Genomic DNA, 26,083 nt, shown 5'->3' with positions numbered 1-26,083 from the left:
GGCCGTTTGAGGTTGATATGCAATACATCAAAATCCATTCGCTGGATAACGTGGCCGTCGCGCTGACGGATCTCGCTGAAGGCGACGTGGTGACCGTTGATAACCAGAGCGTCACCCTGCGTCAGGCGATCGTCCGTGGACACAAGTTTGCCCTGATCCCCATTGCGAAAGGGGAGAACGTGGTGAAGTACGGTTTGCCCATCGGCCATGCGCTGGCGGATATTGCGCCGGGTGAATACATTCACTCACACAATACCCGCACCAATCTGAGCGATCTGGACGAGTACAGCTATCAACCTGATTTACCGGCGGAAGAGCGTCAGGCGGCGGATCGTGAGGTGCAGATCTACCGTCGCGCCAACGGTGCCGTGGGGATCCGCAACGAGCTGTGGATCCTCCCGACCGTCGGCTGCGTCAACGGAATTGCGCGCCAGATCCAGACGCGCTTCCTGAAAGAGACCAACAACGCCGAAGGGACTGACGGCGTGCATCTGTTCAGCCACACCTACGGCTGTTCCCAGCTCGGTGACGACCACATTAACACCCGCACCATGCTGCAAAACATGGTGCGTCATCCGAATGCGGGCGCGGTGCTGGTGATTGGCCTGGGCTGCGAGAACAATCAGGTTGACGCCTTCCGTGACACGCTGGGCGAGTTCGATCCCGAGCGCGTGCATTTTATGGTGTGCCAGCATCAGGACGACGAAGTGGAAGCGGGCGTTGAACAGCTTCACCAGCTTTATGAGGTGATGCGCCACGACAGGCGCGAGCCGGGCAAGCTGAGCGAGCTGAAGTTTGGGCTGGAGTGCGGCGGGTCAGATGGCCTTTCCGGCATTACCGCCAACCCGATGCTGGGCCGCTTCTCGGATTACGTGATTGCCAACGGCGGCACGACGGTGTTGACCGAAGTGCCGGAAATGTTCGGCGCGGAGCGTATTCTGATGAGCCACTGCCGCGACGAAGAAACCTTTGAGAAGACCGTCACCATGGTGAACGACTTCAAACAGTACTTCATCGCCCACAATCAGCCGATTTACGAGAACCCGTCGCCGGGCAACAAAGCGGGCGGGATCACCACGCTGGAAGAGAAATCCCTCGGCTGCACTCAGAAAGCGGGCGCGAGCCAGGTGGTCGACGTTCTGCGCTACGGCGAGCGCCTGAAAACTCACGGTCTGAACCTGCTGAGCGCACCGGGCAACGATGCGGTCGCCACCAGCGCGCTGGCGGGTGCTGGCTGTCATATGGTGCTGTTCAGTACCGGTCGCGGCACGCCGTACGGTGGTTTTGTGCCGACGGTGAAAATCGCTACCAACAGCGAGCTGGCGGCAAAGAAAAAGCACTGGATCGACTTTGATGCGGGCCAGCTGATTCACGGCAAAGCGATGCCGCAGCTGCTGACGGAGTTCGTGAATACTATCGTGGAATTTGCTAACGGCAGGCAGACCTGCAACGAGAAGAACGACTTCCGCGAGCTGGCGATCTTTAAGAGTGGTGTGACGCTTTAATCGGTGCGGCCTGATGCCCTCACCCTGACCCTCTCCCACGGGGAGAGGGGACAAACACTAAAAACGGCAACCGTTGGTTGCCGTTTTGCATTTACCCTGTCGGCCCGGTAAGGCGTAGCCACTGGGCTTTTGTTGTTAACTGCGCAGGGCGTTCTTCGCTAAACGCGCGTCTTCCGCCTGACAGGCCGCTGCGGTAAACAGCACGTCGGTAGAGGAGTTCAGCGCTGTTTCGCAGGAGTCCTGCAGCACGCCGATGATAAAGCCGACGGCCACAACCTGCATCGCAATCTCGTTCGGGATGCCGAACATATTACACGCCAGCGGGATCAGCAGCAGCGAACCGCCCGCTACGCCGGATGCGCCACAGGCGCACAGTGACGCCACCACGCTCAGCAGCAATGCGGTTGGCAGATCCACCGGAATGCCCAGCGTATGCACCGCCGCCAGGGTCAGCACGGTAATGGTGATTGCCGCGCCCGCCATGTTTACGGTTGCGCCCAGTGGGATCGACACGGAGTAGGTATCGCGGTCCAGGTTCAGCTTCTCCGCCAGCGCCATGTTAACCGGAATGTTCGCCGCAGAGCTGCGGGTGAAGAAGGCATACACTCCGCTCTCGCGCAGGCAGGTCAGCACCAGCGGATACGGGTTGCGGCGGATCTGCCAGAACACCAGCAGAGGGTTGATCACCAGCGCCACCAGCAGCATACAGCCGACCAGCACAACCAGCAGCTGCGCGTAGCCCCACAGCGCGTCGAAACCGGTGGTTGCAAGCGTAGAGGAGACCAGCCCGAAAATACCGATTGGCGCAAAGCGAATCACCAGCTTCACCATAAAGGTCACGGCGTTGGACAGATCGTTGACCAGGTTTTTCGTGGTGTCGTTACCGTGACGCAGCGCGAAGCCCAGGCCAATCGCCCAGACCAGGATGCCAATGTAGTTTCCGCTCATCAGCGCGGTGATGGGGTTAGAAACCATGCTCATCAGCAGTCCGCGAAGCACTTCGACAATGCCGGATGGCGGCGTGATGTCACCGGCCGCGCTGGTCAGGTGTAGCGTGGACGGGAACAGGAAGCTAAACACCACGGCCGTTAAGGCAGCCGAGAAGGTTCCCAGCAGATACAGGAACAGAATGGGGCGAATGTTGGTTTTTTGTCCGTGCTGGTGGTTGGCAATTGACGCCATGACCAGCATCAGAACCAGTACCGGTGCCACGGCCTTCAGTGCGCCAACGAAAAGGGTCCCGAGCAGCCCCGTAGCCTCCGCAGCAGGTTTTGACACCATCGCCAGCAGAATACCCAGCACCAGCCCGACCAGAATTTGTTTAACGAGGCTGCCCTGCGCCAGGCGCGCGAACAGTCCGCTTGATTGTGTGCTCATACGTATTTCCTGAGTGAAATTGCGTTCCATCCCGGATGTGCTCTTAGTCACATTTATGTCCGGATGTAAGTAAATGTTTGCCTGGTCGAGTATAGGGAATGCGCGAAAGGAAGGAAGCGTAAAATGCTGGATTTTACGTGTTGCATCATATTTTTTAACTGCTGCGTTACAAAAGTGTGTTCACCCTCTCCCTGCGGGAGAGGGCCGGGGTGAGGGGGATTACTCCACCTGCTGCTTCTTATCGTGCTGGCGGTTAACCCAGGTATTGATAATCAGCGTCACGATCAGAATGCCAAACACAACGCCGAGCGAAATGGCGATCGGGATATGGTAGAAATCGACGATCAGCATCTTGATGCCGATAAACACCAGGATCACCGACAGACCGTACTTCAGCATCGAGAAGCGCTCCGCCGCGCCTGCCAGCAGGAAGTACATCGCACGCAGGCCGAGAATGGCGAACAGGTTTGAGGTCAGGACGATGAACGGGTCGGTGGTCACCGCGAAGATCGCCGGAATGCTGTCCACAGCGAAAATCACGTCGCTCAGCTCAACCAGAATCAGCACCAGCAGCAGCGGGGTGGCGAACAGCAGGCCGTTCTTGCGCACGAAGAAGTGCTCGCTCTCGATCTTGTCGGTCATGCGCAGATGCCCACGGATCCACTTCACCAGCGGGCGATCGCCAATCGCGGAGCCGTCTTCTTTCGCCAGCGCCATTTTGACCCCGGTGAACAGCAGGAACGCGCCGAAGACGTACAGCAGCCATTCGAACTGGGTAATCAGCCAGCTGCCGGCGAAGATCATGATGGTACGCAGGATAATCGCGCCCAGCACGCCGTACACCAGCACGCGTCGCTGCAGGGCAGCAGGCACGGCAAAGTAGCTGAACAGCATCAGCCAGACGAAGACGTTATCAACCGCCAGGGCTTTTTCAATCAGATAACCGGTGAGGAAGGCGAGCGCCTGAGGGTCGGCCACCGCGCGGCCTTCGGTCGACGCCAGGTACCACCAGAAGGCGGCACAGAACAGCAGGGAGAGGGTGACCCACACCAGAGACCAGGCCGCAGCCTGTTTGATGCTCATGCCGTGTGCGCCGCGACGCCCCTGCAAAAAGAGGTCGATCGCCAGCATGATGAGCACGACAACCGCGAATCCGCCCCACAACATTGGAGTGCCGACAGAATGCATACTATTTTCCTTACACATAAAAAAACAAAAACGGCCATGGTCAGAAGACGATAGCCGTTAGCTTTTTATGCATAGACCTCGCCTTCCGGCAAGGTCTCACTTACAACCACGAAGGTTGCCCGGCGACCGGATGCGTGTTTAACGCATCGTAATGACGATCCACCGGCGAAGAAGTTACTCCCCTTTGCAGGTAACAAAATATGTCAGACCATTGGTTTCGTCAATGGTCTGCGCCGTTTCATTACACAGCTTTACGCGATCGCTTCCGCGCTCACGCCGTCTGCCGGGAATACCACGCCGGTCTGGCGACGGATCTCCGTTTGCAGCTTCGCCGTGGTGCGGCTCACCGCGAGGCCGGGGTGATTCACTTCGTTGTCTTCCACCAGACGGGCGAAGACCTCTGCCTCATAGAGCATAGTGTTAATATGCTGAGGCTGCGTCAGCTCCTGCGCTTTGCCGCCGCGCGGCACAAAGCTCACTTTCTGGCACTCGGAGATCTTCTCGATAACCAGCGAGCCCGCTTCGCCCTGAATTTCGCTCGGCAGCACGGAGTCGCTCACCTTGGAGTGCTGCAGCGTGACGCTGAAATCACCGTAATCCAGCACCGCTACACCGTGCGCATCCACGCCGCTCTCCAGCAGGCTGGCGGTGGCGCTGACGCCGTGCGGTTCGCCCCACAGGGCCACGGCAGAGGCCAGGCAATAGAAACCGATATCCATAATCGAGCCGTTCGAAAACGCCGGGTTAAAGGTGTTGGGGTTCTCGCCGTCCAGGTAGCGCTGGTAGCGCGACGAGTACTGGCAGTAGTTGATAAAGGCTTTACGCACTTTGCCAATTTTCGGCAGGGACTGCTGCAGCAGCAGGAAATTCGGCAGGCTGGCGGTTTTGAACGCTTCGAACAGCACCACCTGGTTTTCGCGGGCAAGCGCAATGGCCACTTCCACTTCCTCAATATTTGACGCCAGCGGCTTCTCGCAAATCACATGCTTTTTATGGCTGAGGAACAGCTTCGTTTGCGGGAAGTGCAGGGAGTTCGGGCTGGCGATATACACCGCGTCAATGGCGTCGCTTTGCGCCATGTCATCAAGCGAAGTGAAGAGATGCTCAACGAGGTAATCGTTGGCAAAACTCTGCGCCTGCTCAAGGCTGCGGGAATAGACTGCGGTAAGCTTAAGTTTGCCGGTTTCGTGGGCGGCGTCGACGAACTGGCGCGTGATCCAGTTCGTACCAATGACTGCGAAACGTATCATAAACGTTTACGTACTCCGTAGCGGGGAACCTTTAGCCACTGTAGCACGTCATCATGACAATTCGCGTGCGCTATTCCGCATTACCATTTAACGATAAATGCGTAAGCCACAGGCGGGTATCAAACTCCAGCTGGTGGTACTGCGGCTCCATGTGGCAGCACAGGGAATAGAACGCTTTGTCGTGCTCTTTCTCTTTCAGGTGCGCCAGCTCATGGACGACGATCATCCGCAGAAAGGCTTCCGGCGCGTTACGGAAAACCGTCGCGACGCGGATTTCGGCCTTCGCTTTCAGCTTGCCGCCCTGTACGCGAGAGATGGCGGTGTGCAGGCCGAGCGCGTTTTTCAGCACGTGGATCTTGTTGTCGTACATCACCTTGTTGATCGGCGGCGCGCTCTTCAGATACCGGCTTTTCAGATCCTGCGTATACTGCCAGAGGGCCTTATCTGTCGCGAAATCGTGCGTGCCGGGATAGCGTTTTTCCAGCACCGCGCCGAGCTTCTGCTCGGCAATCAGGCTGCGAACCTGAGTCAGTAAATGCTCCGGATAGCCCTGGAGATAAGTAAGTTGGTTCATCAAAAGCCCAAATTAATGCGAAAACGGGTATACTCACGCACCCTTTTCAGGGATACGCCAAATTTTACCATTCAGGAGGGCCGATGAGCCACTTAGACAACGGTTTCCGTTCACTCAACCTTAAACGTTTCCCGGAAACGGACGACGTTAACCCGCTCATGGCGTGGGAAGCGGCGGATGAATATCTGCTGCAGCAGTTGGATGAGACTGAAATCCGCGGCCCGGTTTTGATCCTGAATGACGCCTTTGGCGCGCTGGGCTGCGCCCTGGCGGAGCACACGCCATACAGCATCGGCGATTCCTACCTGAGCGAGCTGGCGACGCGTGAAAACCTGCGCCATAACGACATCGAAGAGTCCAGCGTGAAGTTCCTCGACAGCACCGCGGACTACCCGCAGGCGCCGGGCGTGGTGCTGATCAAAGTGCCAAAAACCATGGCGCTGCTGGAGCAACAGCTGCGCGCGCTGCGTAAGGTCGTGACGCCGGAAACGCGCATCATCGCGGGCGCTAAAGCGCGCGATATCCACACCTCGACGCTCGAGCTGTTCGAGAAAGTCCTCGGCCCGACCACCACGACGCTGGCCTGGAAAAAAGCGCGCCTGATCAACTGCACCTTCAGCGCGCCGGAGCTGGCCGACACGCCGGAGACCCTGAGCTGGAAGCTGGAAGGCACCGACTGGACCATCCACAACCATGCAAACGTCTTCTCCCGCACCGGGCTGGATATCGGGGCGCGTTTCTTTATGGAACATCTGCCGGAAAATCTGGAAGGTGAGATTGTCGATCTGGGCTGTGGTAACGGCGTGATTGGCCTGACGCTGCTGGCAAAGAACCCGGACGCCAGCGTGGTGTTCAGCGACGAATCGCCAATGGCGGTGGCCTCCAGCCGTCTGAACGTGGAAACCAACATGCCGGAAGCGCTGGACCGCTGCGAGTTTATGATCAACAACGCGCTGTCCGGCGTAGAGCCGTTCCGCTTCAACGCCGTGTTCTGCAACCCGCCGTTCCACCAGAAGCACGCCCTGACGGATAACGTCGCGTGGGAGATGTTCCACCACGCGCGCCGCTGCCTGAAAATCAACGGCGAGCTGTACATCGTGGCGAACCGCCACCTGGACTATTTCCACAAGCTGAAGAAGATTTTCGGCAACTGCGTCACCGTTGCGACGAACAATAAGTTCGTGGTGCTGAAGGCGGTGAAGCTGGGACGTCGTCGGTAAGATTGGGGATGTGCGGCCTGATGCCCTCACCCCGGCCCTCTCCCACAGGGTGAGGGAGCAAACGCTAAAAACGGCAACTGGGTTGCCGTTTTGCTTTTACCCTGGCCGCCCGGCAATACCCTAGATCGCCAGAGCCAGCTTCGTCCCCTGCGCAATTGCCCGCCGCGCATCCAGCTCCATCGCCACGTCGCACCCGCCGATCAAATGCACCGTTTTACCGGCTTCGCGCAGCGGATCCGCCAGATCGCGCTTCGGCTCCTGCCCGGCGCATAAAATCACATGATCCACACGTAACAGCTGCGGCTCGCCGCCGATCGTGACGTGCAGACCCTCGTCGTCGATCTTCTGGTAGCCCACCGCCGGGATCATCTTCACCCCGCGCGAGAGCAGGGTGGCGCGGTGGATCCAGCCCGTGGTTTTGCCCAGCCCTTCGCCCGGCTTGCTGGCCTTGCGCTGCAGCATCACGATCTGGCGCGGGCTTTTCGGCAGCTGCGGCCCTTCCGGGCGTAGCCCGCCGGACTGGTTCAGGCTGGTGTCGATACCCCATTCCACGCAAAACTCGGCGATGTTCTGGCTGGTAGCCTCGCCCGGCTGGCTTAAGTACATGGCGGTATCAAAGCCGATCCCGCCGCAGCCGATAATCGCCACCTTCTCGCCGACCGGCGTTTTGTCACGCAATACATCCAGATAGCTCAACACCCTCGGATGATCGATACCCTCGATCGCAGGCGTGCGCGGCACGATCCCGCTCGCCAGGATCACCTCGTCGAAACCGATCAGATCCGCCGCGCTGACAAACTGGTTAAGCCGAAGCTCGACGCCTGTAAGCTCGATCATCCGGCGGTAGTAGCGCAGGGTTTCATAGAACTCCTCTTTGCCGGGGATCTGTTTGGCGATATTAAACTGCCCACCAATCTCCGCCAGCGCATCAAACAGCGTCACGCTGTGCCCGCGCGAGGCGGCATTCACCGCAAACGCCAGGCCCGCCGGGCCAGCGCCCACCACGGCCAGGCGCTTTTTACTGACCGCCGGAACGACCGGCATTTTGGTTTCATGGCAGGCGCGCGGGTTAACCAGGCAAGAGGTGACCTTGCCGACGAAGATCTGATCCAGACAGGCCTGGTTACAGCCGATGCAGGTGTTGATCTCGTCCGCACGGCCGCTTTGCGCTTTGGAGAGCAGTTCGGCATCGGCCAGGAACGGGCGCGCCATCGACACCATGTCGGCGTCGCCGCGTGAAATCACATCGTCCGCTACCTGCGGATCGTTAATGCGGTTGGTGGTGACCAGTGGAACAGAGACTTTGCCTTTCAGCTTCCGTGTTACCCAGCTGAACGCCGCGCGCGGCACCGGCGTGGCGATGGTCGGGATGCGCGCCTCGTGCCAGCCAATCCCGGTGTTGATAATCGTGGCACCGGCGGCTTCAATCGCCTGCGCCAGCTGCACGGTTTCGTCGAACGTGCCGCCGCCTTCCACCAGGTCGAGCATCGACAGGCGGAAGACGATAATAAAGTCTGCGCCCGCACGTTCGCGCACCGCGCGCACCACCTCCACGGCAAAGCGCATCCGGCGGGCATAGTCGCCGCCCCATTCGTCGTCGCGCTGGTTGGTGCGGGCCGCGAGGAACTCGTTAATCAGATAGCCTTCAGAGCCCATCACCTCCACGCCGTCATAGCCCGCCTCGCGCGCCAGCGCCGCGCAGCGGGCAAAGTCGTCGATCAGCGCCAGGATCTCATCGTGGCTGAGGGCATGAGGTTTAAAGCGGTTGATTGGCGCCTGAATGGCCGACGGCGCGACCAGGTTCGGCTGATAGCTGTAGCGCCCGGTGTGCAGGATTTGCAGGGCGATTTTACCGCCCTCGCGGTGTACCGCGTCGGTCACAATGCGGTGGTGCGGCAGCTGTGACGCATCGTTCAGAACCGCGCCGCCCTCCATGCCCACGCCGGAAGGCGCCGGGGCCACGCCGCCGGTGACAATCAGCGCCACCCCGTGGCGGGCGCGCTCGGCATAGAAGGCTGCCAGACGCTCGGCCCCGTCCGGATGCTCCTCCAGCCCGGTGTGCATCGAGCCCATCAACACGCGGTTTTTGAGTGTGGTGAACCCCAGATCGAGGGGGGCGAATAACGACGGGTAGCGGCTCATAGTCTCTTCCAGTGTAAAATTATTGTTATGTGGTCGGATGAGTTACTAATTTAGCCAGCGGGAGCGGAAAGGTAAAAGCGGGATCGAATGATTGTGATAGATCTCAAAGAACTTCGCCCCTCACCCTAACCCTCTCCCCAAAGGGGAGAAGGGACTGGCTGGTGCGGTCTCAAAGAATTGGCTCGATCTGATTTTTCCCTCTCCCCTCAGGGGAGAGGGGCAGGGTGAGGGGTGTGGGTTTTTACTAACCCCGGTGCCTGCCACATCGACGTCGTCAGCCCGCTGTCCACCAGCCCGAGCTGGTCGGCGTACACCGCCTGCCATTTCTGCATCATGCCGTCGTACAGCTCGCGGTGCTGCGGGTTCGGCGTGAACTCGCGGCTCCACTTCACCAGCCGCTCGCCCGTCGAGGCCATATCCGCAAACAGCCCCGCGCCCGCACCTGCGGCAATCGCGCAGCCGAGCGCCGTCGCCTCTTTCACTTCCGGCACGCGCACCGGCAGCCCGGTGACGTCGCTTAAAATCTGGCTCCACAGGGCGCCTTTGGCCCCGCCGCCCGCAAACACCAGGCTTTCAAACGTCACGCCGGAGAAGCGCGAAATCTGCGCCAGGTTGCAGGCCGAGACAATCGCCGCGTTCTCCTCCAGGGCGCGGAACAGCGTCGCTTTGTTACACTTTTCCGGGTCGATGGAAAGGTTAATGAACGACGGCGCGGCGTGGTACCACTGCTTGAAATGCATCGCGTCGGAGAAGATCGGCATCACCCCGTGGGAGCCAGCCGGCACGCGGCTCGCCATCTCCTCCAGCAGGGAATAGGTGTCCATCCCCATCCGCTCGGCAATCAGCTTTTCCTCGGCGCAGAAGGCGTCGCGGAACCAGCGCATGGTCAGCCCGGTAAAGAAGCTGATCGACTCCGCCTGCGCCATGCCGGGGATAACGTGCGGGTTCACGCGGATGTTCATCTCGGGGTCGGTGCGCACCTGCGGCAGATTGACCACCTGCTGCCAGAAGGTGCCGCCCAGCACCGCAGTTTGCCCGGCGCGAACCACGCCCAGCCCCAGGCAGCCCAGCTGCACGTCGCCGCCGCCCATCACCACCGGGGTGCCTTCGCGCAGGCCACTCTGCTGCGCGGCCTCTTTGGTAATCGCGCCCAGCACGGTGCCGGTCTCTTTCACCGGGGAGAGGATATCTGCGCGCAGCCCGGCCATGTCGAGCAGCGCCGGACGCCAGTCGCGGGAGAAGAGATCCAGCATGCCGGTGGTGCCCGCGTTAGACGGGTCGACCGCCAGCTCGCCGGAGAGCTTCGCCGCCAGCCAGTCGCTGATCATGGTGATGGTGGCGGCTTTACGGTAGATGTCAGGACGATGGTGCGCCAGCCACAGCAGGCGCGGCATGGCGCTCAGCGCCAGCGTCTGGCCGGAAACCTCATACACCTGGGATTCAAAACGGTCGTCGTGGATCTCTTTGAGTTCGGCCACCTCGCGGCTGGCGCGGGCGTCGACGTTGGCGCAGGCCCAGATGGCCTCGCCGTTGCGGTCGTACAGCACGATCCCTTCGCGCATCGAGCAGCAGGCGACGGACTGAATATCCGCCGCGCTCAGGCGCGCGCGCTCCAGCGCCTGATGAATGCACCGGCAGGCCAGCTGCCAGTTGGTCTCCAGATCGAACTCCATCGATCCCGGCACGTTCTCCACGCTCAGGTGCTTCCACTCGGCCTGGCCGACGGCAATCTGGTTGCCCTGTAAATCGAAAATCACGGCGCGAACGCTGCCTGTCCCTGCATCTAACGCTAAAAGGTAACTCATGAGCTTGCCTCGTTGTTAGCGCAGGGCGGCTCTTAGTCGGCCAGAGCCAGCACCGCGCGGGCTGTCGTCTCCTCCGTCACCAGGCCATTGATACGGCGACCCTTCAGTGCGGCATAAATCGCATCGGCTTTCTCTTCTCCTCCGGCCACGCCAACGATGGTGGGCAGCTGCGCCAGTTCATCGAGCGTGACGCCCAGCAGTTCTTTGTGGATCTCCAGCTCCTCGACGCATTCCCCTTCGGCATTGAGGAAATAACCGAGAATGTCGCCGACCGCCCCTTTGCGGGCATACATCAGCTGTTCACCTTCGCTGATATAGCCGGAGCGCAGTATCGTGGCGTCACGGCGCTGGTTCACTGAACCAATGCCGACCACCGCCACGTCGGCGGCGGTGGCGGCGAGAATCACGTCCCGCACGCTGGTCTCGCGTTTTAATATCCCGGCAACTTCTGCGGATGACACGCGAAGCGGGGCGGGGATCATGCTGACGCTGCAGGCCGCGTCCAGCTGGCCAATACCGGTCATGTACGGCCCGACGCCGCCGGAGAGCGTCACCAGGCGGATCTGCTGCGAGCTGATAAAGCCGCTCAGGTGCTGCAGGCAGCTCATGGTGGTTTCACCAAACCCCACCGCCAGAAGCTGGCCGGGCTCCAGTACGCCCATCAGCGACTGCGCCGCGCCTATGCCCAGCCGCACGTTCATCGGCGGCGTATTTAACGCGGGCATCACGCGCACCAGCTTCAGGCCAAAGCGCTGCTGTAGCTCGGTCTCCAGCGCCAGGCAGCCCTCGTAGCGGGAGTTGATCTGCACGCGGATCACCCCGGACTGACGGCCTTTTTCCAGCAGGCGGGAGATCTTCAGGCGCGGCAGCCCGAGCCGCTCGCCGATGTCGTTCTGGGTTAATCCGTCGTGGTAGTAGCACCAGGCAACGCGTGCCACGAGCTCCTCTTCCGCCAGTGCCAGCCCGGCAAACCGTCCTTCTTCCGCAGTGCGTTTATCGCTCATAGTTGAACTCTTATAAAAATTTAGATCATATGTTCGTGATGGCGCGAAGGGAAAGTGTGAGCCACGCGACAAAACGGATCTTTTAGATCGTTTCTGGTTTATCTGTATCTCAATCGATAAAACTGTGATCCCTGCACGGTTGTAAATATAGTTCACCGTCTACGCTTTTGAACATTATTAAATCTAAAAATCATTTGTTCAATAGCGGAGCGATGATGACACCACTTCTCGACGCGCGGAATATCAGCAAGCAGTTCTCAGGCGTGCCGGTCTTAAAAGGCATTGATTTCACGCTGCTTGCGGGCCAGGTGCACGCCCTGATGGGCGGAAACGGCGCGGGAAAATCGACGCTGATGAAGATCATCGCCGGGGTCGAAACGCCGGACGGCGGTGAACTTTCTGTCGAGGGGCAGTCATATGCGCGGCTCACGCCCGCTCAGGCGCACGGGTTAGGCATTTATCTGGTGCCGCAGGAGCCGCTGCTGTTCCCCAACCTGACGGTGCGGGAAAACATCCTGTTTCGCCTGCCGCGCGAACGCGATCTGGAAAAGCGCCTGGCGGAGAAGCTCCAGCAGCTCCAGTGCCAGCTTAACCTCGACGCCGCCGCCAGCACCCTGGAAGTGGCGGATCAGCAGATGGTGGAGATCCTGCGCGGGCTGATGCGCAACGCGAGGATCCTGATCCTCGACGAACCCACGGCCTCCCTCACGCCCGGCGAAACCGAGCGGCTGTTCCGCCAGATCCGCGCCCTGCAGGCGCTCGGCGTCGGGATTGTCTTTATCTCGCACAAGCTGCCGGAGATTCGCCAGCTGGCAAGCCACGTCTCGGTGATGCGCGACGGCGCGGTGGTGCTGAGCGGTGAAACCGCGCAGTTTGACGACAGCGCCCTGATCGCCGCCATGACGCCGGTAAGCCGGGAGAAATCCCTCAGCGATACGCAAAAGCTGTGGCTGGCGCTGCCGGGCAACCGCCGCACCCAGGCGCAGGATTTCCCGGTGCTGCGGGTAGAGGATCTCACCGGGGAAGGCTTTATCGATCTCAGCCTTGAGATCTTCGCCGGCGAGATCGTCGGCCTGGCCGGGCTGGTGGGATCCGGGCGCACCGAGTTTGCGGAAACGCTCTACGGCCTGCGGCCGGTACGCTGCGGACGCGTCTGGCTGGAGAATCAGGACATTACCGCCGATCCGGTAAGTTCACGCCTGGAAAAAGGGCTGGTCTACCTGCCGGAAGACAGGCAGGTGTCCGGCCTGTTCCTCGACGCGCCGATCCGCTGGAACACGGTGGCGCTGAACGAGCCGTCGATTTGGCAGCAGCGCAAGCGGGAGTCGGCGGTGGTGGAGCGCTATCACCGGGCGCTGGGGATCAAGCTCAACCATGCGGATCAAACCGTGCGCACGCTCTCCGGCGGCAACCAGCAGAAGGTGCTGCTGGCGCGCTGTCTGGAGGCCAACCCCTTATTGCTGATCGTCGATGAACCGACGCGCGGGGTGGACGTCTCGGCGCGCGCCGACATCTACCAGTTGATAAAAAGCGTGGCGGCGCAGAACGTGGCGGTGCTGATGATCTCAAGCGATCTTGACGAGTTCCCGGGCCTTGCGGACCGCGTGCTGGTGATGCATCAGGGCGTGCTCAGCGGCGAGCTGCCGCGCCACGCCGTCAGCCTCGACAGGATGATGGCGCTGGCATTCGGAGGGCAGTCATGAAGACCTTGCTGAAAAACCGCGAGCTGAGCGCGTTCCTCGCCATTCTGGCGCTGTTCGCCGTGCTGGTGGCGCTGAATCCGTCCTACTTCAGCCTGCAGACGCTGGGGATGATTTTCGCCAGCTCGCAGATCCTGATCCTGCTGGCCATCGGTGCCGCGCTGGTGATGCTGACCCGCAATATCGACGTGTCCGTTGGCTCAACCGTCGGGCTGTCCGCCATTGCCGTCGGCGTGGCGCTGAACAGCGGCTACAGCCTGCCCATCTCCATTCTCTTCGCGCTGTCTGTTGGCGCGCTGGCCGGGGCGTTCAACGGGTTTCTGGTGGTGGGGCTGCGCATCCCGGCGATTGTCGCCACCCTCGGCACGCTGGGGCTGTACCGTGGCGCGATGCTGCTCTGGACCGGCGGAAAGTGGATTGAAGGGCTGCCGCCCGGGCTGAAATCCCTCTCTGAGCCTGCCGCCATCGGCATTTCGCCGCTCGGCATGCTGGTGTTGATTATCGCGGTCACGGGCGCGTGGACGCTCTCGCGCACCGCGTTCGGGCGTGATTTCTACGCGGTGGGGGATAACCTCGCCGCCGCGCGCCAGCTGGGCGTGGCGGTGAACCGCACCCGCATGATCGCCTTTACCCTCAACGGCATGCTGGCGGCCTGCGCCGGGATCGTCTTTGCCGCGCAGATTGGCTTTGTGCCCAACCAGACCGGCAGCGGGCTGGAGATGAAGGCCATCGCCGCCTGCGTGCTCGGCGGTATTTCGCTGCTGGGCGGCACGGGCACGCTGATTGGCGCGCTGCTCGGCGCCTTCTTCCTGACCCAAATCGACACCGTGCTGGTGCTGTTCAGGCTCCCGGCGTGGTGGAACGACTTTATCGCCGGGCTGGTGCTGCTGGGCGTGCTGGTGCTCGACGGGCGTCTGCGCCAGGCGCTGGCGCGCCATCAGCGGGCGCTGAAGTACGGCCGCTTCCAGCCGGGTAACAAAGGGGGAAAGCACGTCACCCCGTTTCCCAAACGCAAAAAAGAGGTGGCGTAAATGAGGCTTAACTGGGAAAGCGCGCTGCTGATTTTACTGGTGCTGGAGATCCTTCTCTTTGGCGCCATCAACCCGCGCATGCTCGACGTCAACATGCTGCTTTTCAGCACCAGCGACTTCATCTGCATCGGTATCGTGGCGCTGCCGCTCACGCTGGTCATCATCAGCGGCGGGATCGACATCTCCCTCGGTTCAACCATCGGCCTGTGCGCCATCGCGCTGGGCGTGATGATGCAGGCGGGGTGGCCGATGGCGGTCGCTATTCCATTGACGCTGCTGCTCGGCCTGCTGTGCGGGCTGCTGAATGCGGCGCTGATCCACTACACCGGCATTAGTCCTTTAGTCATAACCCTCGGCACGCTTTACCTCTACGGCGGCGGCGCGCTGCTGCTCTCCGGCATGGCGGGTGCGACGGGCTACGAGGGCATCGGCGGTTTCCCGGACGGCTTCACGGCGTTCGCTAACCTCACGGTGCTGGGCCTGCCGATCCCGCTGGTGCTGTTCGCGGTGATTACGGTTTTCTTCTGGCTGATTACCCACCGCGGGCGCTTTGGTCGTCATCTGTTTTTGATTGGGCAAAACCCGCGCGCCGCGCGCTATGCGGCGCTGTCGGTGAACGGCATGCCCTACGCGCTGTACGGGCTGGTGGGCGTGGCCTCGGCGATTGCCGCGCTGGTGATGGTCTCCTATTTCGGCTCCGCGCGTTCGGATCTGGGGCGTGATTTGCTGATGCCCGCGCTCACCGCCGCCGTGCTCGGCGGGGCCAATATCTACGGCGGGTCAGGTTCGGTTGTCGGTACGGCGCTGGCTGCGCTGCTGGTGGGGTATCTGCAGCAGGGTTTACAGATGGTCGGCATCCCTAACCAGGTGTCGAGCGCGCTGTCAGGGGCGCTGCTGGTTGTGGTGGTGATGGGACGTTCGCTGAGTCTGCACCGCGAGTGGGTGCGTTCTCTCTTTAGAAAACTATCCGGAGCGTAAGATGAAAACAAAACTGATAGTCCTGGCAATGGCCCTCAGCTTCGCCTCGGCGCAGGCGGCGGACCGCATTGCCTTTATCCCGAAGCTGGTGGGCGTGGGGTTCTTCACCAGCGGCGGCAACGGCGCGAAAGAGGCGGGAAAAGATCTCGGCGTGGACGTGACCTACGACGGCCCGACCGAGCCGAGCGTCTCCGGCCAGGTGCAGCTCATCAACAACTTCGTCAACCAGGGCTATAACGCCATCATCGTCTCCGCCGTGTCGCCGGACGGCCTCTGCCCGGCGCTCAAGCGCGCGATGCAGCGCGGCGTCAAAGTCCTGACCTGGGATTCCGACACCAAACCGGAGTGCCGCAGCATCTACATCAACCAGGGGACGCCGGAGCAGCTGGGCGGCCTGCTGGTGGAGATGGCGGGCAAACAGGTCACCAAACCGAACGCTAAAGTGGCGTTCTTCTACTCAAGCCCGACCGTCACCGACCAGAACCAGTGGGTGAAAGAGGCGAAGGCCAAAATCGAGAAAGATCACCCCCAGTGGCAGGTCGTGACGACCCAGTTTGGCTATAACGACGCCACCAAATCCCTGCAAACCGCCGAAGGGATCTTAAAAGCGTATCCGGATCTGGATGCGATTATCGCCCCGGACGCCAACGCGCTTCCAGCGGCGGCGCAGGCGGCGGAAAACCTGAAGCGGGAAGGGGTGGCGATTGTCGGCTTCAGCACGCCGAACGTGATGCGCCCGTACGTTGAGCGCGGCACGGTGAAAGCCTTCGGCCTGTGGGATGTAGTACAACAGGGCAAAATTGCGGTCAACGTCGCCGATCGCCTGCTGAAAAAAGGCGATCTTAACGTCGGCGACAGCGTGGACGTAAAAAATATCGGCGCGCTGAAGGTCGAGCCGAACAGCGTGCAGGGCTACCAGTATGAGGCGAAGGGCAACGGCATCGTGCTGCTGCCGGAGCGCGTGGTGTTCACCAAAGAGAACATCAGCAAATACGATTTCTGACGGGGGAGCAAATGGCTGATTTAGACGACATCAAAGACGGCAAGGATTTTGGCATCGGCACGGCGCAGCAGAATGTGCCGTACACCCTGAAGGGCTGCGGCTCGCTGGACTGGGGCATGCAGTCCAGGCTTGCGCGCATCTTCAACCCGCAGAGCAACCGCACGGTGATGCTGGCCTTTGACCACGGCTACTTTCAGGGGCCGACCACCGGGCTTGAGCGTATCGACCTCTCCATCGCGCCGCTGTTTGGCGAAACCGACGTGCTGATGTGCACCCGCGGCATCCTCAGGAGTCAGGTGCCAGCCGCCACGAACAAACCGGTGGTGCTGCGCGCCTCCGGCGGTAACTCGATTCTGGGCGAACTGTCCAACGAGTGCGTGGCGGTGGCGATGGAGGACGCGCTGCGCCTGAACGTCTGCGCGGTGGCGGCGCAGGTGTATATCGGCAGCGAGTTTGAGCATCAGTCGATCAACAACATCATCAAGCTTGTCGATGCGGGCGCGCGCTACGGTATGCCGACGCTGGCGGTGACGGGCGTGGGGAAAGAGATGGCGCGCGACGCGCGCTATTTCTCGCTGGCCAGCCGCATCGCCGCCGAAATGGGGGCGCAGTTCGTCAAAACCTACTACGTGGACGAGGGCTTTGAAAAAGTGACCGCCAGCTGCCCGGTGCCGATTGTGATCGCCGGGGGCAAAAAGCTGCCGGAGCACGAGGCGCTGGAGATGTGCTGGCGGGCTATCGATCAGGGGGCGTCGGGCGTGGATATGGGACGCAACATCTTCCAGTCCAGCGCGCCGCTCGCCATGCTGAAGGCGGTGAAAAAAGTGGTTCACGAGAACTGGAACGCCCGCGATGCGTTCCAGTTCTGGCAGGATGAGAAACAGGGAGAAGCAAAATGAACGTGACGCTGGTGGAGATCAACATTAAGCCCGAGCGGGTAGACGAGTTTCTGGAGGTGTTTCGCGCTAACCACGAGGGGGCAATCCAGGAGTCGGGAAACCTGCGTTTTGACGTATTGCAGGACCCGAGGGTGAAGACCCGGTTCTTTATCTACGAAGCCTATAAAGACGAAGAGGCGGTGCTGGCGCACAAGCAAACCCCGCACTATCTGGCGTGCGTGGATAAGCTCGAAGAGCTGATGTCGGAGCCGCGCAAGAAACGCAGTTTTGTGGGGCTGTTGCCGGAGTAACAGGCGTTATAAAGGTTTTGTAGGCCGGGTAAGCGCTAGCGCCACCCGGCGTTGTTCAAGCCAGCGCCAGATCCGCAAGTATCGTAGCAAGCGCTTCGCGCGGCTCACCCTGAAGAGCCTGAAGGGGGAAGGGTAGCGCGGGTGTTTCCACTTTCCCCAGCATTTCTGCCGCTGCCGCTACCACCCGCAAACTACCATAATGGCGGAACAGCGCCCAAAGCGGCTCCAGCCGCTCGGATTGTGCCGACTCTTTCGAACGGGCAATCGCCAGCGCTGTTTGCGGAAACAACCCGCCGACCACCGAGTACCAGACGTCAAACCCGGCCTGCAGGGCGGAGGCCGCTCGCCAGTCACCGGCGATGCCCAGCGTGACGGTATCAGGTAGACGAGCGCGTACCTGCAACAGGTCCTCCGGCACGCGGCCAAGCTTAATGGACCCTATATTCGGCAGGGCCGCGGCGGCAAATAACAGTTCATCGCTAAACGAAAAACCGGTTGTGGCGGGATTATCGTAAATGCACAGCGGTACTGAGAGCTGGCGGGTCACCGTTTCATAGAGAGTAAACACTTCGTCTTCCGTTAATCGCTGGTACGACACGGGTGCCAGCAGCACGCCGGAGACACCTGCCGATTGCGCGTCGTCAGCTAGACGCAGAATATCGTCCAGCCGCAATGCGCCGATGCTGACGATGACCGGAATGTCATCAGCATGCGCCACCGCGCAGCGTGCGATCCGACCGCGCTCTTCAACGGTCAGATAGGCGTAACTTCCCGTTGAGCCCAAAATGCCCAGTGAATCCATACCAGCGTCGACCACGGGGCGCAGAAGATTGATGAAGGAGTGCTCGTCAAACGTCCCCTCTTTCAGGGGGGTTAACGGAAACGCGCTTAACCCGTGAAACATCGTGTTGTCCTCCTACAGCGTCAGCAGCTGAACCCGAGCCGTGGCTCCCGGCATCAGCCGCTGCAGGTTGTTGACCAGTTCTTCTCCTGCCTCTTCCAGTGCCGCAAGGGGCATCGACGGCAGGCTTTCAAGAATAAACCACATGGATTGTGCCTGCCTGTCCAGACGGGTACGCACCCCCTGGCGCCAGTTCCAGCGGCGGCAGGTGACGCCGAGATCGTCGCGCCAGATAACCTCGCCCGGTTCCGGATGTTCCATCACTGGTTGTCCCTCTTTGAAGGTATCAAACGGCTCGCTGCCGTCGGCCAGCGTCAGACGCGGCGCACCCGAATACGCCGCGAGATTTTCCCCGCCCACCGGAATGGCATAGCGAATACTCACCGCGTTATAGATATCTACGACCGGATCCAGCGACGGCAGCGAACCGTCTTTCAGTACCCGCTTGCGCAGGGCAGATGCCGAGCAGGGCGTGCGTTTCGGTTTCGCGCCGAAGGCTTTAAACACCTCATCCCAGTCTGAAAGGTGTGCATCAGCCCATGGCACATCATCATTCAACATCTGCTGGCAGGCCTGCGCCAACGCGGCGGGCGCAACCTCGGGGTGGGTTATCGGCGCAGCTTCAACCAGAATGCTCAGCGCCCGAAAGCCCGGGGCAATCCCGGCAAGATGCGAATCTATTGACGGCGTAACGAGAGACATAAATAATCCTGTATTGACTGTTTTATACCATGGTAGTGACCAATGACTGATAAAGTCAATATAATGACTTCGCAGGGTGCCGATGTTGCCCTGGTAAGCCTGGCCGTGGCAAACCGCATACGCAACTGGCGCAAAGAGAAAAAGCTGTCTCTGGACGAGTTGTCCCGCCGGGCAAGCGTTAGCAAAGGCATGCTGGTGGAGATCGAAAAGGGCGCAGCCAACCCCAGTATCGCCATCTTGTGCAAGCTGGCCGCCGCGCTCGGCATCTCCGTAGCGGATATCGTCAACGTATCCAGCGAGCCGCTGGTGCACGTTATCGAAGAGGCTGCGATTCCGGTGCTGTGGCAGGGCGCACAGGGTGGACGCGCCAGACTGCTGGCGGGAACCGCAGGCCCGGATATGATTGAGCTATGGCAGTGGGAGATGCAGCCGGGAGAGCGCTTTACCTCTCCGGGGCACCCGGCGGGAACCTTTGAGCTGCTGCACGTGAACGAAGGCGTTTTAACGTTGACGGTGGATGAGACGGTGACCCAGGTTAACGCTGGCGCATCGGCGGTGGCGAAAACGGAAGCGGCGCACGGATATGCGAACGAAGGCGATACCGTGCTTCGCTTCACCATGACGGTGGCGGAATTTCACCGATAAAAAGCAGCCCGGTGGCGCTACGCTTACCGGGCCTGCATGCAGTATTTTGTAGGCCGGGTAAGCGTAGCGCCACCCGGCGTTGATTACGCCTCTTCCACACTTATTCGCAGCGCTGCCAGCGCTTTACGCGCCGCTTTCAGCACCTGCTCGCACTGCTCAATCGTCAGCGTCAGCGGCGGTTCAATGCGGATGGTTTTCGAGTTGTTGAGCGTTCCGGCGACCAGCACCCGCTGGCGGAACATCTCGCTCGCGAAGTTATAGCCGGTTTCGTTATCGACAAACTCAATCGCCATCAGCATCCCTTTGCCACGCGCGTCCTGCACCAGGTCCGGATATTCCCGGCCTAGCTGACGGAAGCCGTCCAGCAGCATGTCGCCTTTCTGCTCCGCCTGGGCGGGCAGGTTTTGCTCCAGCAGCACGTTGATGGTTGCCAGCGCGGCCGCGCAGGCCAGCGGGTTACCGCCAAAGGTGGTGGTATGCAGGAACGGGTTGTCGAACAGCACCGAGAACACCTCTTCAGTCGCAACCGTCGCACCAATCGGCATCACGCCGCCGCCGAGCGCTTTCGCCAGGCACAGGATGTCCGGCTGCACGTTTTCGTGCTCGCAGGCAAACATCTTGCCGGTGCGCCCCATCCCGGTCTGGACTTCGTCGAGGATCAGCAGCGCGCCAAACTCATCGCACAGCTGACGCACGGCGGGCAGATAGCCCTGCGGAGGGAGGATCACGCCGCCTTCACCCTGAATCGGCTCCAGGATCACCGCCGCCACGTCATCGCCGGTTTTACGGCATTCGCTCAGCACGGTGCGCATGGCGTTAATGTCGCCGAACGGCACGTGGCGGAAGCCCGGCAGCAGCGGCATAAACGGTTTGCGGAAGGTGGATTTGGCGGTAGCAGACAATGCGCCCAGAGATTTACCGTGGAACGCGCCGCTGGTGGCGATAAAGGTGAATTTCCCGCGCGGCGACTGGTACGCTTTGGCGAGTTTAATCGCCGCTTCGACCGATTCCGTGCCGCTGTTGCTAAAGAAGCTGTACTTCAGTTTGCCGGGCGTTAAGGCCGCCAGCGTTTTCGCGAGCATGGCGCGCAGCGGGTCGAGCAGTTCCTGGCTATGGAGAGGTTGTTTCGCAAGTTGATTCTGTACGGCGGAAACCACAACTGGATTACGGTGCCCCACGTTGAAGATACCAAAACCACCCAGGCAATCGATAAACTCCTGTCCCTGGGTGTCGACAAGCGTGTTAAGACTCCCCGCTTGCCACTCTACGGCTCCGTAATCCCCGCCGGCGGTAACAGATTTGCGATACTCCAGAAAACCTGGATTGACGTGCTCTTTAAAGTAATCGATGACCTCTCGGTTAAGTTGTTTCATCTCCTCATGATCGAGCGTTCGCTTCTCAATGAGATTCAGTGCGTGCGCGGTACAGGCAAGAGCCGAGGCGCTGGAAGGTAACCTGTTCAAAATGTGCTCCCGGGGATCGCGTATCACATGATACTGGTTTAAGTATTGCAGGGATTACGCCACTTCAGATGACTTAACGAAAATCGGGATAAATGCCAGGTTAAAATAATGTTGCACAATATTTAATCATGCCGGAGCAACCGAAACGGGATTTAGCGGTACAGGACAAAAAGGGTAAATGAGGCCGGAAAAGCGCATCTGCACTAAAGAAGTGCATTGGCTGCAACTTAAGTGGGCGTTAACTGGTCATGCTTTATAGGTAATTTCTTTTCGAAAGTATTTGAAATCAATGAATTATAAAATCGTACAAAAAGTATGGTTTAAGTGAAATCTGCGATCTTCATCAAATTTAACAACTAAAGATAAATTGTTTACCGCCGAAAAAACATTGACCCACAAAATTAACATTCAAATAACCTGCAAGGGATGCCCACGATGTCCTCTCCAACCTACGTCACCCAGAATGAATATTCTCTGGACGATGACACCACCTTAATGTCTACCACAGACGTCCACAGCTACATCACACACGCCAACGACACCTTTGTGCAGGTGAGCGGCTACCAGCTTGATGAGCTGACGGGCCAGCCGCACAATCTGGTCCGCCACCCCGACATGCCAAAAGCCGCGTTTGCCGATATGTGGTACACGCTGCAGCAGGGCGAGCCGTGGAGCGGAATTGTCAAAAACCGGCGCAAAAACGGCGACCACTACTGGGTGCGTGCGAATGCGGTGCCGATGGTGCGCCGCGGGCAGGTGACGGGCTATATGTCCATTCGCACCAAAGCCACAGCCGAAGAGATTGCGATCGTGGAGCCGCTCTACCGGGCGCTGAACGACGGGAGCTGTAAGAAACGCGTGCACAAGGGGCTGGTGGTTGGAAAAGGCTGGCTGGGTAAACTGCCGGCAATGCCGCTGCGCTGGCGCGTACGCAGCGTGATGGCGGCGCTTTTTGCCGTTCTCGCCGCCACGCTGATCGCGACTTCCGCCGGGTGGATGCCGCTCGTTGCTGCCGCGGTGGTGATGCTGCTGGGGACGCTGCTGTTTGAGCAACAGATTGTCCGCCCGGTAGAGAATGTGGCGCGACAGGCCCTGAAGGTCGCAACCGGTGAGCGCAACAGCGTGCAGCATCTGAACCGCAGCGACGAGCTCGGGCTGACGCTGCGCGCGGTCGGGCAGCTGGGCCTGATGTGCCGCTGGTTAATCAATGACGTCTCGAGCCAGGTGGTGAGCGTCCGTGACGGCAGCGACAGGCTGGCGCAGGGAAATGAAGATCTGAACGATCGCACGCGTCAGACCGTGGCGAACGTGCAGCAGACCGTTGCAACAATGAACCAGATGGCCGCTTCCGTTCAGAGTAACTCTGAAACTGCCGCCGAGGTGGATAAACTCTCCGTGGCCGCGAGCAGCGCGGCCACGAAAGGGGGCAACGCGATGCAGACCGTGGTCAAAACCATGGATGACATTGCCGACAGCACGCAGCGGATTGGCTCGATTACCTCCCTGATTAACGATATCGCTTTCCAGACCAACATTCTGGCGCTGAACGCGGCGGTTGAAGCGGCAAGGGCAGGAGAGCAGGGAAAAGGTTTTGCCGTGGTCGCGGGCGAAGTGCGCCATCTCGCCAGCCGCAGCGCCAGTGCCGCCAATGATATTCGTAAACTCATTGATGCCAGCGCCAGCAAGGTGCAGTCCGGCTCTGAGCAGGTTCACGCCGCAGGCCGCACGATGGATGATATTGTCGAGCAGGTGAAAAACGTGACGCAGCTTATCGCTCAGATCAGCCACGCGACCTCCGAGCAGGCAACCGGACTGTCAGAGTTGACCCGCGCGGTGGCCGAACTCGACAGCATCACGCAGAAAAACGCCGACCTGGTCGAGGAGAGCGCCCACATTTCTGCAATGGTGAAGCACCGCGCCGGACGCCTCAAGGATGCGGTGACTGTGCTCCACTGAGTCAGTAATGTTCCAAAAAAGCCGTTTATTCCGTAAGGAATAAGCGGCGTTTTATTTTTTGATTGTGACTATTAATGTGGTTTATTGTTAATTTAATATTAAATAACTAAAGAAATTGCCTCAGTTATTTATTCCTGCCTAAGTCAGTTCTTCAGAATGCTATTTCGAAAATACCCCGTTTGACGGTCTGGTAACGATCGATGAGGCCATATTAATAGCCTACACCTATGCATTGCGGGGGTTATTAAATAAAAAAACGATCAAACTCATAAAGTTAGCGAAATCGTTACCGATAACAGCGATCGTCTGAGAAATAATCACATCGATGGAGAAAATATGTTCTTACATGACGTAAAGATCGGCACGAAATTATTTCTGGCGTTCGGGTTCTTTATTGTCCTGATGGCCATCAGTGCGAGCCTGTCTCTGCTGAGTCTGGATCGGGCTAATAACGGGATGCAATCGATTATTACCAGCGATTATCCGACCACGGTAAAAGCGAACCAGTTAATCGATAATTTCCAGGAATTTATTAGCACTCAACAGCTGATGCTGCTGGACGAGCAGGGCACCTATACGGGGCAATCTCAGCAGCGCCTGAAAGAGATCAGCGAGCACATCACGGTGATCCTGGGCGAGCTGAACAACGCGTTGCAGGATCAGAAGTCTCAGCAGGTGCTGGCGGAAATCCGCAGCGTGCGCCAGCAGTATCTGGACTCGCGCTACCGCATTTTGCAGGCGGTGCAGAACAACAACCGTGCGGGCGCTATTCAGGAGATGATGACCACTACCCTCGCCGTGCAGCAGGCTTATAAAGCGAAGGTGAAGGAGCTGATTACCATTCAAAACAGCGAGATGCAAAGTGCAGGCGCGCAGGTGGAAGGGGATTTCAGGTCTAACCGCCTGCTGCTGATCCTGCTCACGCTCTTTAGCATTGCGGCAGGCAGCCTGATTGGCTGGTTTATCGTGCGCGCTATCACTCGTCCGCTCGGCGAGGCGGTGCATTTTGCAAAAGCCATTTCTGAGGGCGATCTGACGGGCAGCATCACGCCACACGGTAAAGACGAAACGGGTCTGCTGCTGCATGCGCTGATGGAGATGAAAACGCGACTGCTGGACATCGTGCAGCAGGTGCAAACCGGCTCGGAGAATATCTCCAGCGCAGCCGCGCAGATTGTCGCCGGGAACCAGGATCTGGCCGCGCGCACGGAAGAGCAGGCAAGTTCTGTAGAACAGACCGCCGCCTCGATGGAGCAGATCACCGCGACGGTGAAAAATACCGCCTCGCATACCGGGGAAGCGACCAACCTTTCGGCGGATGCCGCCACGGTGGTAAAAAACAACGGCGAGATGATGAAGCAGGTGACCAGCAAAATGCGCCTGATTAACGAGACGTCGAACCGGATGTCCGACATTATCGACCTGATCGACGCTATTGCTTTCCAGACCAATATTCTGGCGCTGAACGCGGCGGTGGAAGCGGCGCGCGCCGGCGAGCACGGTCGCGGCTTTGCGGTGGTGGCGGGTGAAGTTCGCCAGCTTGCCCAGAAGAGCGCGTCGTCTGCCAGCGAAATCCGCGAGCTGATTGAGAGCTCTACCAGCCAGACCCAGGACGGGATGAACCTGGTTGAAAAAGCGAGTGCACTGATCAACGGGATGGTCGGCAACGTGGAAGAGATGGACGTGATCCTGCGCGAAATCCGCCAGGCCAGCCACGAGCAGACGGAAGGTATCTCGCAGATTAACAGCGCGATTGGCCTGATTGACGCCACCACCCAGCAGAACTCCGCGCTGGTGGAGGAGTCCGTGGCGGCGGCAGCATCGCTTAACGAACAGGCGATGCACCTGAAGGAGCTGGTACGCGTCTTCCGCGTGAGCGAGCACGCTCCGGCTTAGTCCAGCTGGGAGATCTCGAGCGCCGCGCGGTCAATAACGCCGATAATCTGCTTGAGCTGCGCGTCGCTGAGCTCTCCCTGATTCACCTTCAGGTCTAACACCGCTTTGAAGTTATCCAGCGCCCGCTTCATCTGCGGGTTTTTGCGCAGCTGAAAACCGACGGAACGCGCTTTGATACGCACCTGGATCTGTTCCAGCTGTTCCCGGTTTTCGTCCAGCCAGCGTTGTCCTTCAGCGGTAATCGTAATCGTCTTACGACCGTTCTCTTCTTCCGTAATGGTGATAAAGGTCTGATCCTGAAGATAATCCAGGGTCGGGTAGATCACTCCTGGGCTCGGGGTGTAATTCCCCTGGGTCAGGTTCTCGATCTCTTTGATCAGCTCGTAGCCGTGGCTCGCGCTGCGGGTCAGGATATCCAGAATCACCAGCCGCAGATCGCCGTGGCCGAAAAAGCGCGGTCGGCGCCCGCCGCTGTCGTGTTCGTGTCGCATAGTAGCTCTCTTAATTTGATATATCTAAACTATATCTAAGATATATTCAGATGCAATCTAAAA

22 protein-coding genes are annotated in these 26,083 nt (G+C 59.7%); 11 read left to right on the top strand and 11 right to left on the bottom strand.

Annotated elements, in window-relative coordinates; genetic code table 11:
- Positions 1-17: 17 nt before the first annotated feature.
- A complete protein-coding gene (locus NWV12_RS19160; protein ID WP_048981215.1) occupies positions 18-1,505 on the top strand; it encodes a UxaA family hydrolase in 1,488 nt (495 codons plus the stop codon).
- Positions 1,506-1,640: 135 nt separating this feature from the next.
- Here the strand turns inward: NWV12_RS19160 and sstT are convergent, their stop codons facing one another.
- The 4 genes from sstT to NWV12_RS19140 all read right to left on the bottom strand — a co-directional run bounded on the left by sstT (position 1,641) and on the right by NWV12_RS19140 (position 5,894).
- Positions 1,641-2,882, bottom strand: a complete 1,242-nt coding sequence (sstT, locus tag NWV12_RS19155; RefSeq protein ID WP_029739668.1) for a serine/threonine transporter SstT — start codon at positions 2,880-2,882, stop codon at positions 1,641-1,643.
- A gap of 219 nt (positions 2,883-3,101) precedes the next feature.
- On the bottom strand, positions 3,102-4,070 hold the full coding sequence (locus NWV12_RS19150) for a TerC family protein (RefSeq protein WP_029739669.1): 969 nt from the start codon (positions 4,068-4,070) through the stop codon (positions 3,102-3,104).
- Positions 4,071-4,321: 251 nt separating this feature from the next.
- Positions 4,322-5,320, bottom strand: a complete 999-nt coding sequence (locus NWV12_RS19145) for a Gfo/Idh/MocA family protein (RefSeq protein ID WP_048981216.1) — start codon at positions 5,318-5,320, stop codon at positions 4,322-4,324.
- 70 nt (positions 5,321-5,390) lie between these two features.
- Positions 5,391-5,894, bottom strand: coding sequence for a YgjP-like metallopeptidase domain-containing protein (locus tag NWV12_RS19140; RefSeq protein WP_023333531.1), 504 nt, complete (start codon positions 5,892-5,894; stop codon positions 5,391-5,393).
- An 83-nt stretch (positions 5,895-5,977) separates the two neighbouring features.
- On the opposite strand from NWV12_RS19140, the gene rlmG reads away from it, so the two are divergent.
- Complete coding sequence (gene rlmG, locus NWV12_RS19135) at positions 5,978-7,114, top strand: 23S rRNA (guanine(1835)-N(2))-methyltransferase RlmG (RefSeq protein ID WP_048981218.1); 1,137 nt, start codon at positions 5,978-5,980, stop codon at positions 7,112-7,114.
- Between the two features lie 120 nt (positions 7,115-7,234).
- Here rlmG and NWV12_RS19130 read toward each other — a convergent pair whose 3' ends face one another.
- The 3 genes from NWV12_RS19130 to lsrR form a co-directional block, all read right to left on the bottom strand.
- Positions 7,235-9,256 (bottom strand): NADPH-dependent 2,4-dienoyl-CoA reductase, encoded by a 2,022-nt coding sequence (locus NWV12_RS19130; protein ID WP_048981220.1) that lies wholly within the window; start codon positions 9,254-9,256, stop codon positions 7,235-7,237.
- A gap of 206 nt (positions 9,257-9,462) precedes the next feature.
- Entirely contained in the window at positions 9,463-11,061 is a 1,599-nt protein-coding gene (gene lsrK / locus NWV12_RS19125; RefSeq protein ID WP_069303331.1) for an autoinducer-2 kinase, read from the bottom strand.
- Between the two features lie 32 nt (positions 11,062-11,093).
- A complete protein-coding gene (gene lsrR, locus NWV12_RS19120) occupies positions 11,094-12,065 on the bottom strand; it encodes a transcriptional regulator LsrR (RefSeq protein WP_039260477.1) in 972 nt (323 codons plus the stop codon).
- Between the two features lie 215 nt (positions 12,066-12,280).
- Between lsrR and lsrA the strand changes: the two genes are divergently transcribed.
- The 6 genes from lsrA to lsrG are packed head-to-tail and all read left to right on the top strand — an operon-like array spanning position 12,281 to position 17,966.
- Positions 12,281-13,768: an autoinducer 2 ABC transporter ATP-binding protein LsrA gene (gene lsrA, locus NWV12_RS19115; RefSeq protein WP_048981224.1), complete on the top strand. Its 1,488-nt coding sequence runs from the start codon at positions 12,281-12,283 to the stop codon at positions 13,766-13,768.
- Positions 13,765-14,796 (top strand): autoinducer 2 ABC transporter permease LsrC, encoded by a 1,032-nt coding sequence (lsrC, locus tag NWV12_RS19110; protein ID WP_048981226.1) that lies wholly within the window; start codon positions 13,765-13,767, stop codon positions 14,794-14,796. The genes lsrA and lsrC overlap by 4 nt, the downstream gene beginning before the upstream one ends.
- Positions 14,797-15,774 carry an autoinducer 2 ABC transporter permease LsrD gene (lsrD, locus tag NWV12_RS19105; protein ID WP_048981228.1) on the top strand — a complete coding sequence of 326 codons (978 nt, stop codon included), beginning with the start codon at positions 14,797-14,799 and terminating at the stop codon, positions 15,772-15,774.
- 1 nt (position 15,775) lies between these two features.
- Positions 15,776-16,777 carry an autoinducer 2 ABC transporter substrate-binding protein LsrB gene (gene lsrB / locus NWV12_RS19100; protein ID WP_033146708.1) on the top strand — a complete coding sequence of 334 codons (1,002 nt, stop codon included), beginning with the start codon at positions 15,776-15,778 and terminating at the stop codon, positions 16,775-16,777.
- A gap of 11 nt (positions 16,778-16,788) precedes the next feature.
- Positions 16,789-17,676, top strand: a complete 888-nt coding sequence (gene lsrF / locus NWV12_RS19095; protein ID WP_048981229.1) for a 3-hydroxy-5-phosphonooxypentane-2,4-dione thiolase — start codon at positions 16,789-16,791, stop codon at positions 17,674-17,676.
- Positions 17,673-17,966: a (4S)-4-hydroxy-5-phosphonooxypentane-2,3-dione isomerase gene (lsrG, locus tag NWV12_RS19090; protein ID WP_033146706.1), complete on the top strand. Its 294-nt coding sequence runs from the start codon at positions 17,673-17,675 to the stop codon at positions 17,964-17,966. Before lsrF ends, lsrG begins: the two co-directional genes overlap by 4 nt.
- Positions 17,967-18,021: 55 nt before the next feature.
- Here the strand turns inward: lsrG and NWV12_RS19085 are convergent, their stop codons facing one another.
- Both NWV12_RS19085 and NWV12_RS19080 read right to left on the bottom strand, forming a co-directional pair.
- Positions 18,022-18,870 carry a dihydrodipicolinate synthase family protein gene (locus NWV12_RS19085; protein WP_048981231.1) on the bottom strand — a complete coding sequence of 283 codons (849 nt, stop codon included), beginning with the start codon at positions 18,868-18,870 and terminating at the stop codon, positions 18,022-18,024.
- 12 nt (positions 18,871-18,882) lie between these two features.
- The gene (locus tag NWV12_RS19080) at positions 18,883-19,569 is read right to left on the bottom strand and encodes a B3/4 domain-containing protein (protein ID WP_033146704.1); all 687 of its coding nucleotides are present in this window, start codon (positions 19,567-19,569) and stop codon (positions 18,883-18,885) included.
- A 42-nt stretch (positions 19,570-19,611) separates the two neighbouring features.
- Between NWV12_RS19080 and NWV12_RS19075 the strand changes: the two genes are divergently transcribed.
- The gene (locus tag NWV12_RS19075; RefSeq protein WP_039260488.1) at positions 19,612-20,214 is read left to right on the top strand and encodes a helix-turn-helix domain-containing protein; all 603 of its coding nucleotides are present in this window, start codon (positions 19,612-19,614) and stop codon (positions 20,212-20,214) included.
- Positions 20,215-20,297: 83 nt separating this feature from the next.
- Here NWV12_RS19075 and ygjG read toward each other — a convergent pair whose 3' ends face one another.
- Positions 20,298-21,677, bottom strand: coding sequence for a putrescine aminotransferase (ygjG, locus tag NWV12_RS19070; RefSeq protein ID WP_048981233.1), 1,380 nt, complete (start codon positions 21,675-21,677; stop codon positions 20,298-20,300).
- A gap of 435 nt (positions 21,678-22,112) precedes the next feature.
- Here ygjG and NWV12_RS19065 point away from each other — a divergent pair, with 435 nt between their 5' ends.
- Both NWV12_RS19065 and NWV12_RS19060 read left to right on the top strand, forming a co-directional pair.
- Complete coding sequence (locus NWV12_RS19065; RefSeq protein WP_048981235.1) at positions 22,113-23,633, top strand: PAS domain-containing methyl-accepting chemotaxis protein; 1,521 nt, start codon at positions 22,113-22,115, stop codon at positions 23,631-23,633.
- A gap of 336 nt (positions 23,634-23,969) precedes the next feature.
- Positions 23,970-25,529, top strand: coding sequence for a methyl-accepting chemotaxis protein (locus tag NWV12_RS19060; RefSeq protein ID WP_101744686.1), 1,560 nt, complete (start codon positions 23,970-23,972; stop codon positions 25,527-25,529).
- On the opposite strand, the gene NWV12_RS19055 is transcribed toward NWV12_RS19060, so the two are convergent.
- Positions 25,526-26,020, bottom strand: coding sequence for a PadR family transcriptional regulator (locus NWV12_RS19055; protein ID WP_029741394.1), 495 nt, complete (start codon positions 26,018-26,020; stop codon positions 25,526-25,528). The genes NWV12_RS19060 and NWV12_RS19055 overlap by 4 nt on opposite strands.
- Positions 26,021-26,083: the final 63 nt, after the last annotated feature.

The sequence above is a fragment of the Enterobacter sp. Crenshaw genome, from assembly GCF_024734705.1.
GTDB lineage: Bacteria > Pseudomonadota > Gammaproteobacteria > Enterobacterales > Enterobacteriaceae > Enterobacter > Enterobacter asburiae_B.
Note: the sequence above shows the minus strand (reverse complement) of the source record. Positions and strands in the feature narration are given on the sequence as shown.

Excerpts from the sequence above, each read along its gene's own strand:
- NWV12_RS19150 (WP_029739669.1), bottom strand. The coding sequence starts at position 4,070 with ATGCATTCTGTCGGCACTCCAATGTTGTGGGGCGGATTCGCGGTTGTC.
- NWV12_RS19130 (WP_048981220.1), bottom strand. The coding sequence starts at position 9,256 with ATGAGCCGCTACCCGTCGTTATTCGCCCCCCTCGATCTGGGGTTCACC.
- NWV12_RS19160 (WP_048981215.1), top strand. The coding sequence starts at position 18 with ATGCAATACATCAAAATCCATTCGCTGGATAACGTGGCCGTCGCGCTG.
- sstT (WP_029739668.1), bottom strand. The coding sequence starts at position 2,882 with ATGAGCACACAATCAAGCGGACTGTTCGCGCGCCTGGCGCAGGGCAGC.
- lsrC (WP_048981226.1), top strand. The coding sequence starts at position 13,765 with ATGAAGACCTTGCTGAAAAACCGCGAGCTGAGCGCGTTCCTCGCCATT.
- lsrK (WP_069303331.1), bottom strand. The coding sequence starts at position 11,061 with ATGAGTTACCTTTTAGCGTTAGATGCAGGGACAGGCAGCGTTCGCGCC.
- NWV12_RS19140 (WP_023333531.1), bottom strand. The coding sequence starts at position 5,894 with ATGAACCAACTTACTTATCTCCAGGGCTATCCGGAGCATTTACTGACT.
- lsrF (WP_048981229.1), top strand. The coding sequence starts at position 16,789 with ATGGCTGATTTAGACGACATCAAAGACGGCAAGGATTTTGGCATCGGC.
- NWV12_RS19065 (WP_048981235.1), top strand. The coding sequence starts at position 22,113 with ATGTCCTCTCCAACCTACGTCACCCAGAATGAATATTCTCTGGACGAT.
- NWV12_RS19060 (WP_101744686.1), top strand. The coding sequence starts at position 23,970 with ATGTTCTTACATGACGTAAAGATCGGCACGAAATTATTTCTGGCGTTC.
- lsrB (WP_033146708.1), top strand. The coding sequence starts at position 15,776 with ATGAAAACAAAACTGATAGTCCTGGCAATGGCCCTCAGCTTCGCCTCG.
- NWV12_RS19085 (WP_048981231.1), bottom strand. The coding sequence starts at position 18,870 with ATGTTTCACGGGTTAAGCGCGTTTCCGTTAACCCCCCTGAAAGAGGGG.
- NWV12_RS19080 (WP_033146704.1), bottom strand. The coding sequence starts at position 19,569 with ATGTCTCTCGTTACGCCGTCAATAGATTCGCATCTTGCCGGGATTGCC.
- lsrG (WP_033146706.1), top strand. The coding sequence starts at position 17,673 with ATGAACGTGACGCTGGTGGAGATCAACATTAAGCCCGAGCGGGTAGAC.
- lsrD (WP_048981228.1), top strand. The coding sequence starts at position 14,797 with ATGAGGCTTAACTGGGAAAGCGCGCTGCTGATTTTACTGGTGCTGGAG.
- NWV12_RS19055 (WP_029741394.1), bottom strand. The coding sequence starts at position 26,020 with ATGCGACACGAACACGACAGCGGCGGGCGCCGACCGCGCTTTTTCGGC.
- rlmG (WP_048981218.1), top strand. The coding sequence starts at position 5,978 with ATGAGCCACTTAGACAACGGTTTCCGTTCACTCAACCTTAAACGTTTC.
- NWV12_RS19145 (WP_048981216.1), bottom strand. The coding sequence starts at position 5,320 with ATGATACGTTTCGCAGTCATTGGTACGAACTGGATCACGCGCCAGTTC.
- NWV12_RS19075 (WP_039260488.1), top strand. The coding sequence starts at position 19,612 with ATGACTGATAAAGTCAATATAATGACTTCGCAGGGTGCCGATGTTGCC.
- lsrA (WP_048981224.1), top strand. The coding sequence starts at position 12,281 with ATGACACCACTTCTCGACGCGCGGAATATCAGCAAGCAGTTCTCAGGC.
- lsrR (WP_039260477.1), bottom strand. The coding sequence starts at position 12,065 with ATGAGCGATAAACGCACTGCGGAAGAAGGACGGTTTGCCGGGCTGGCA.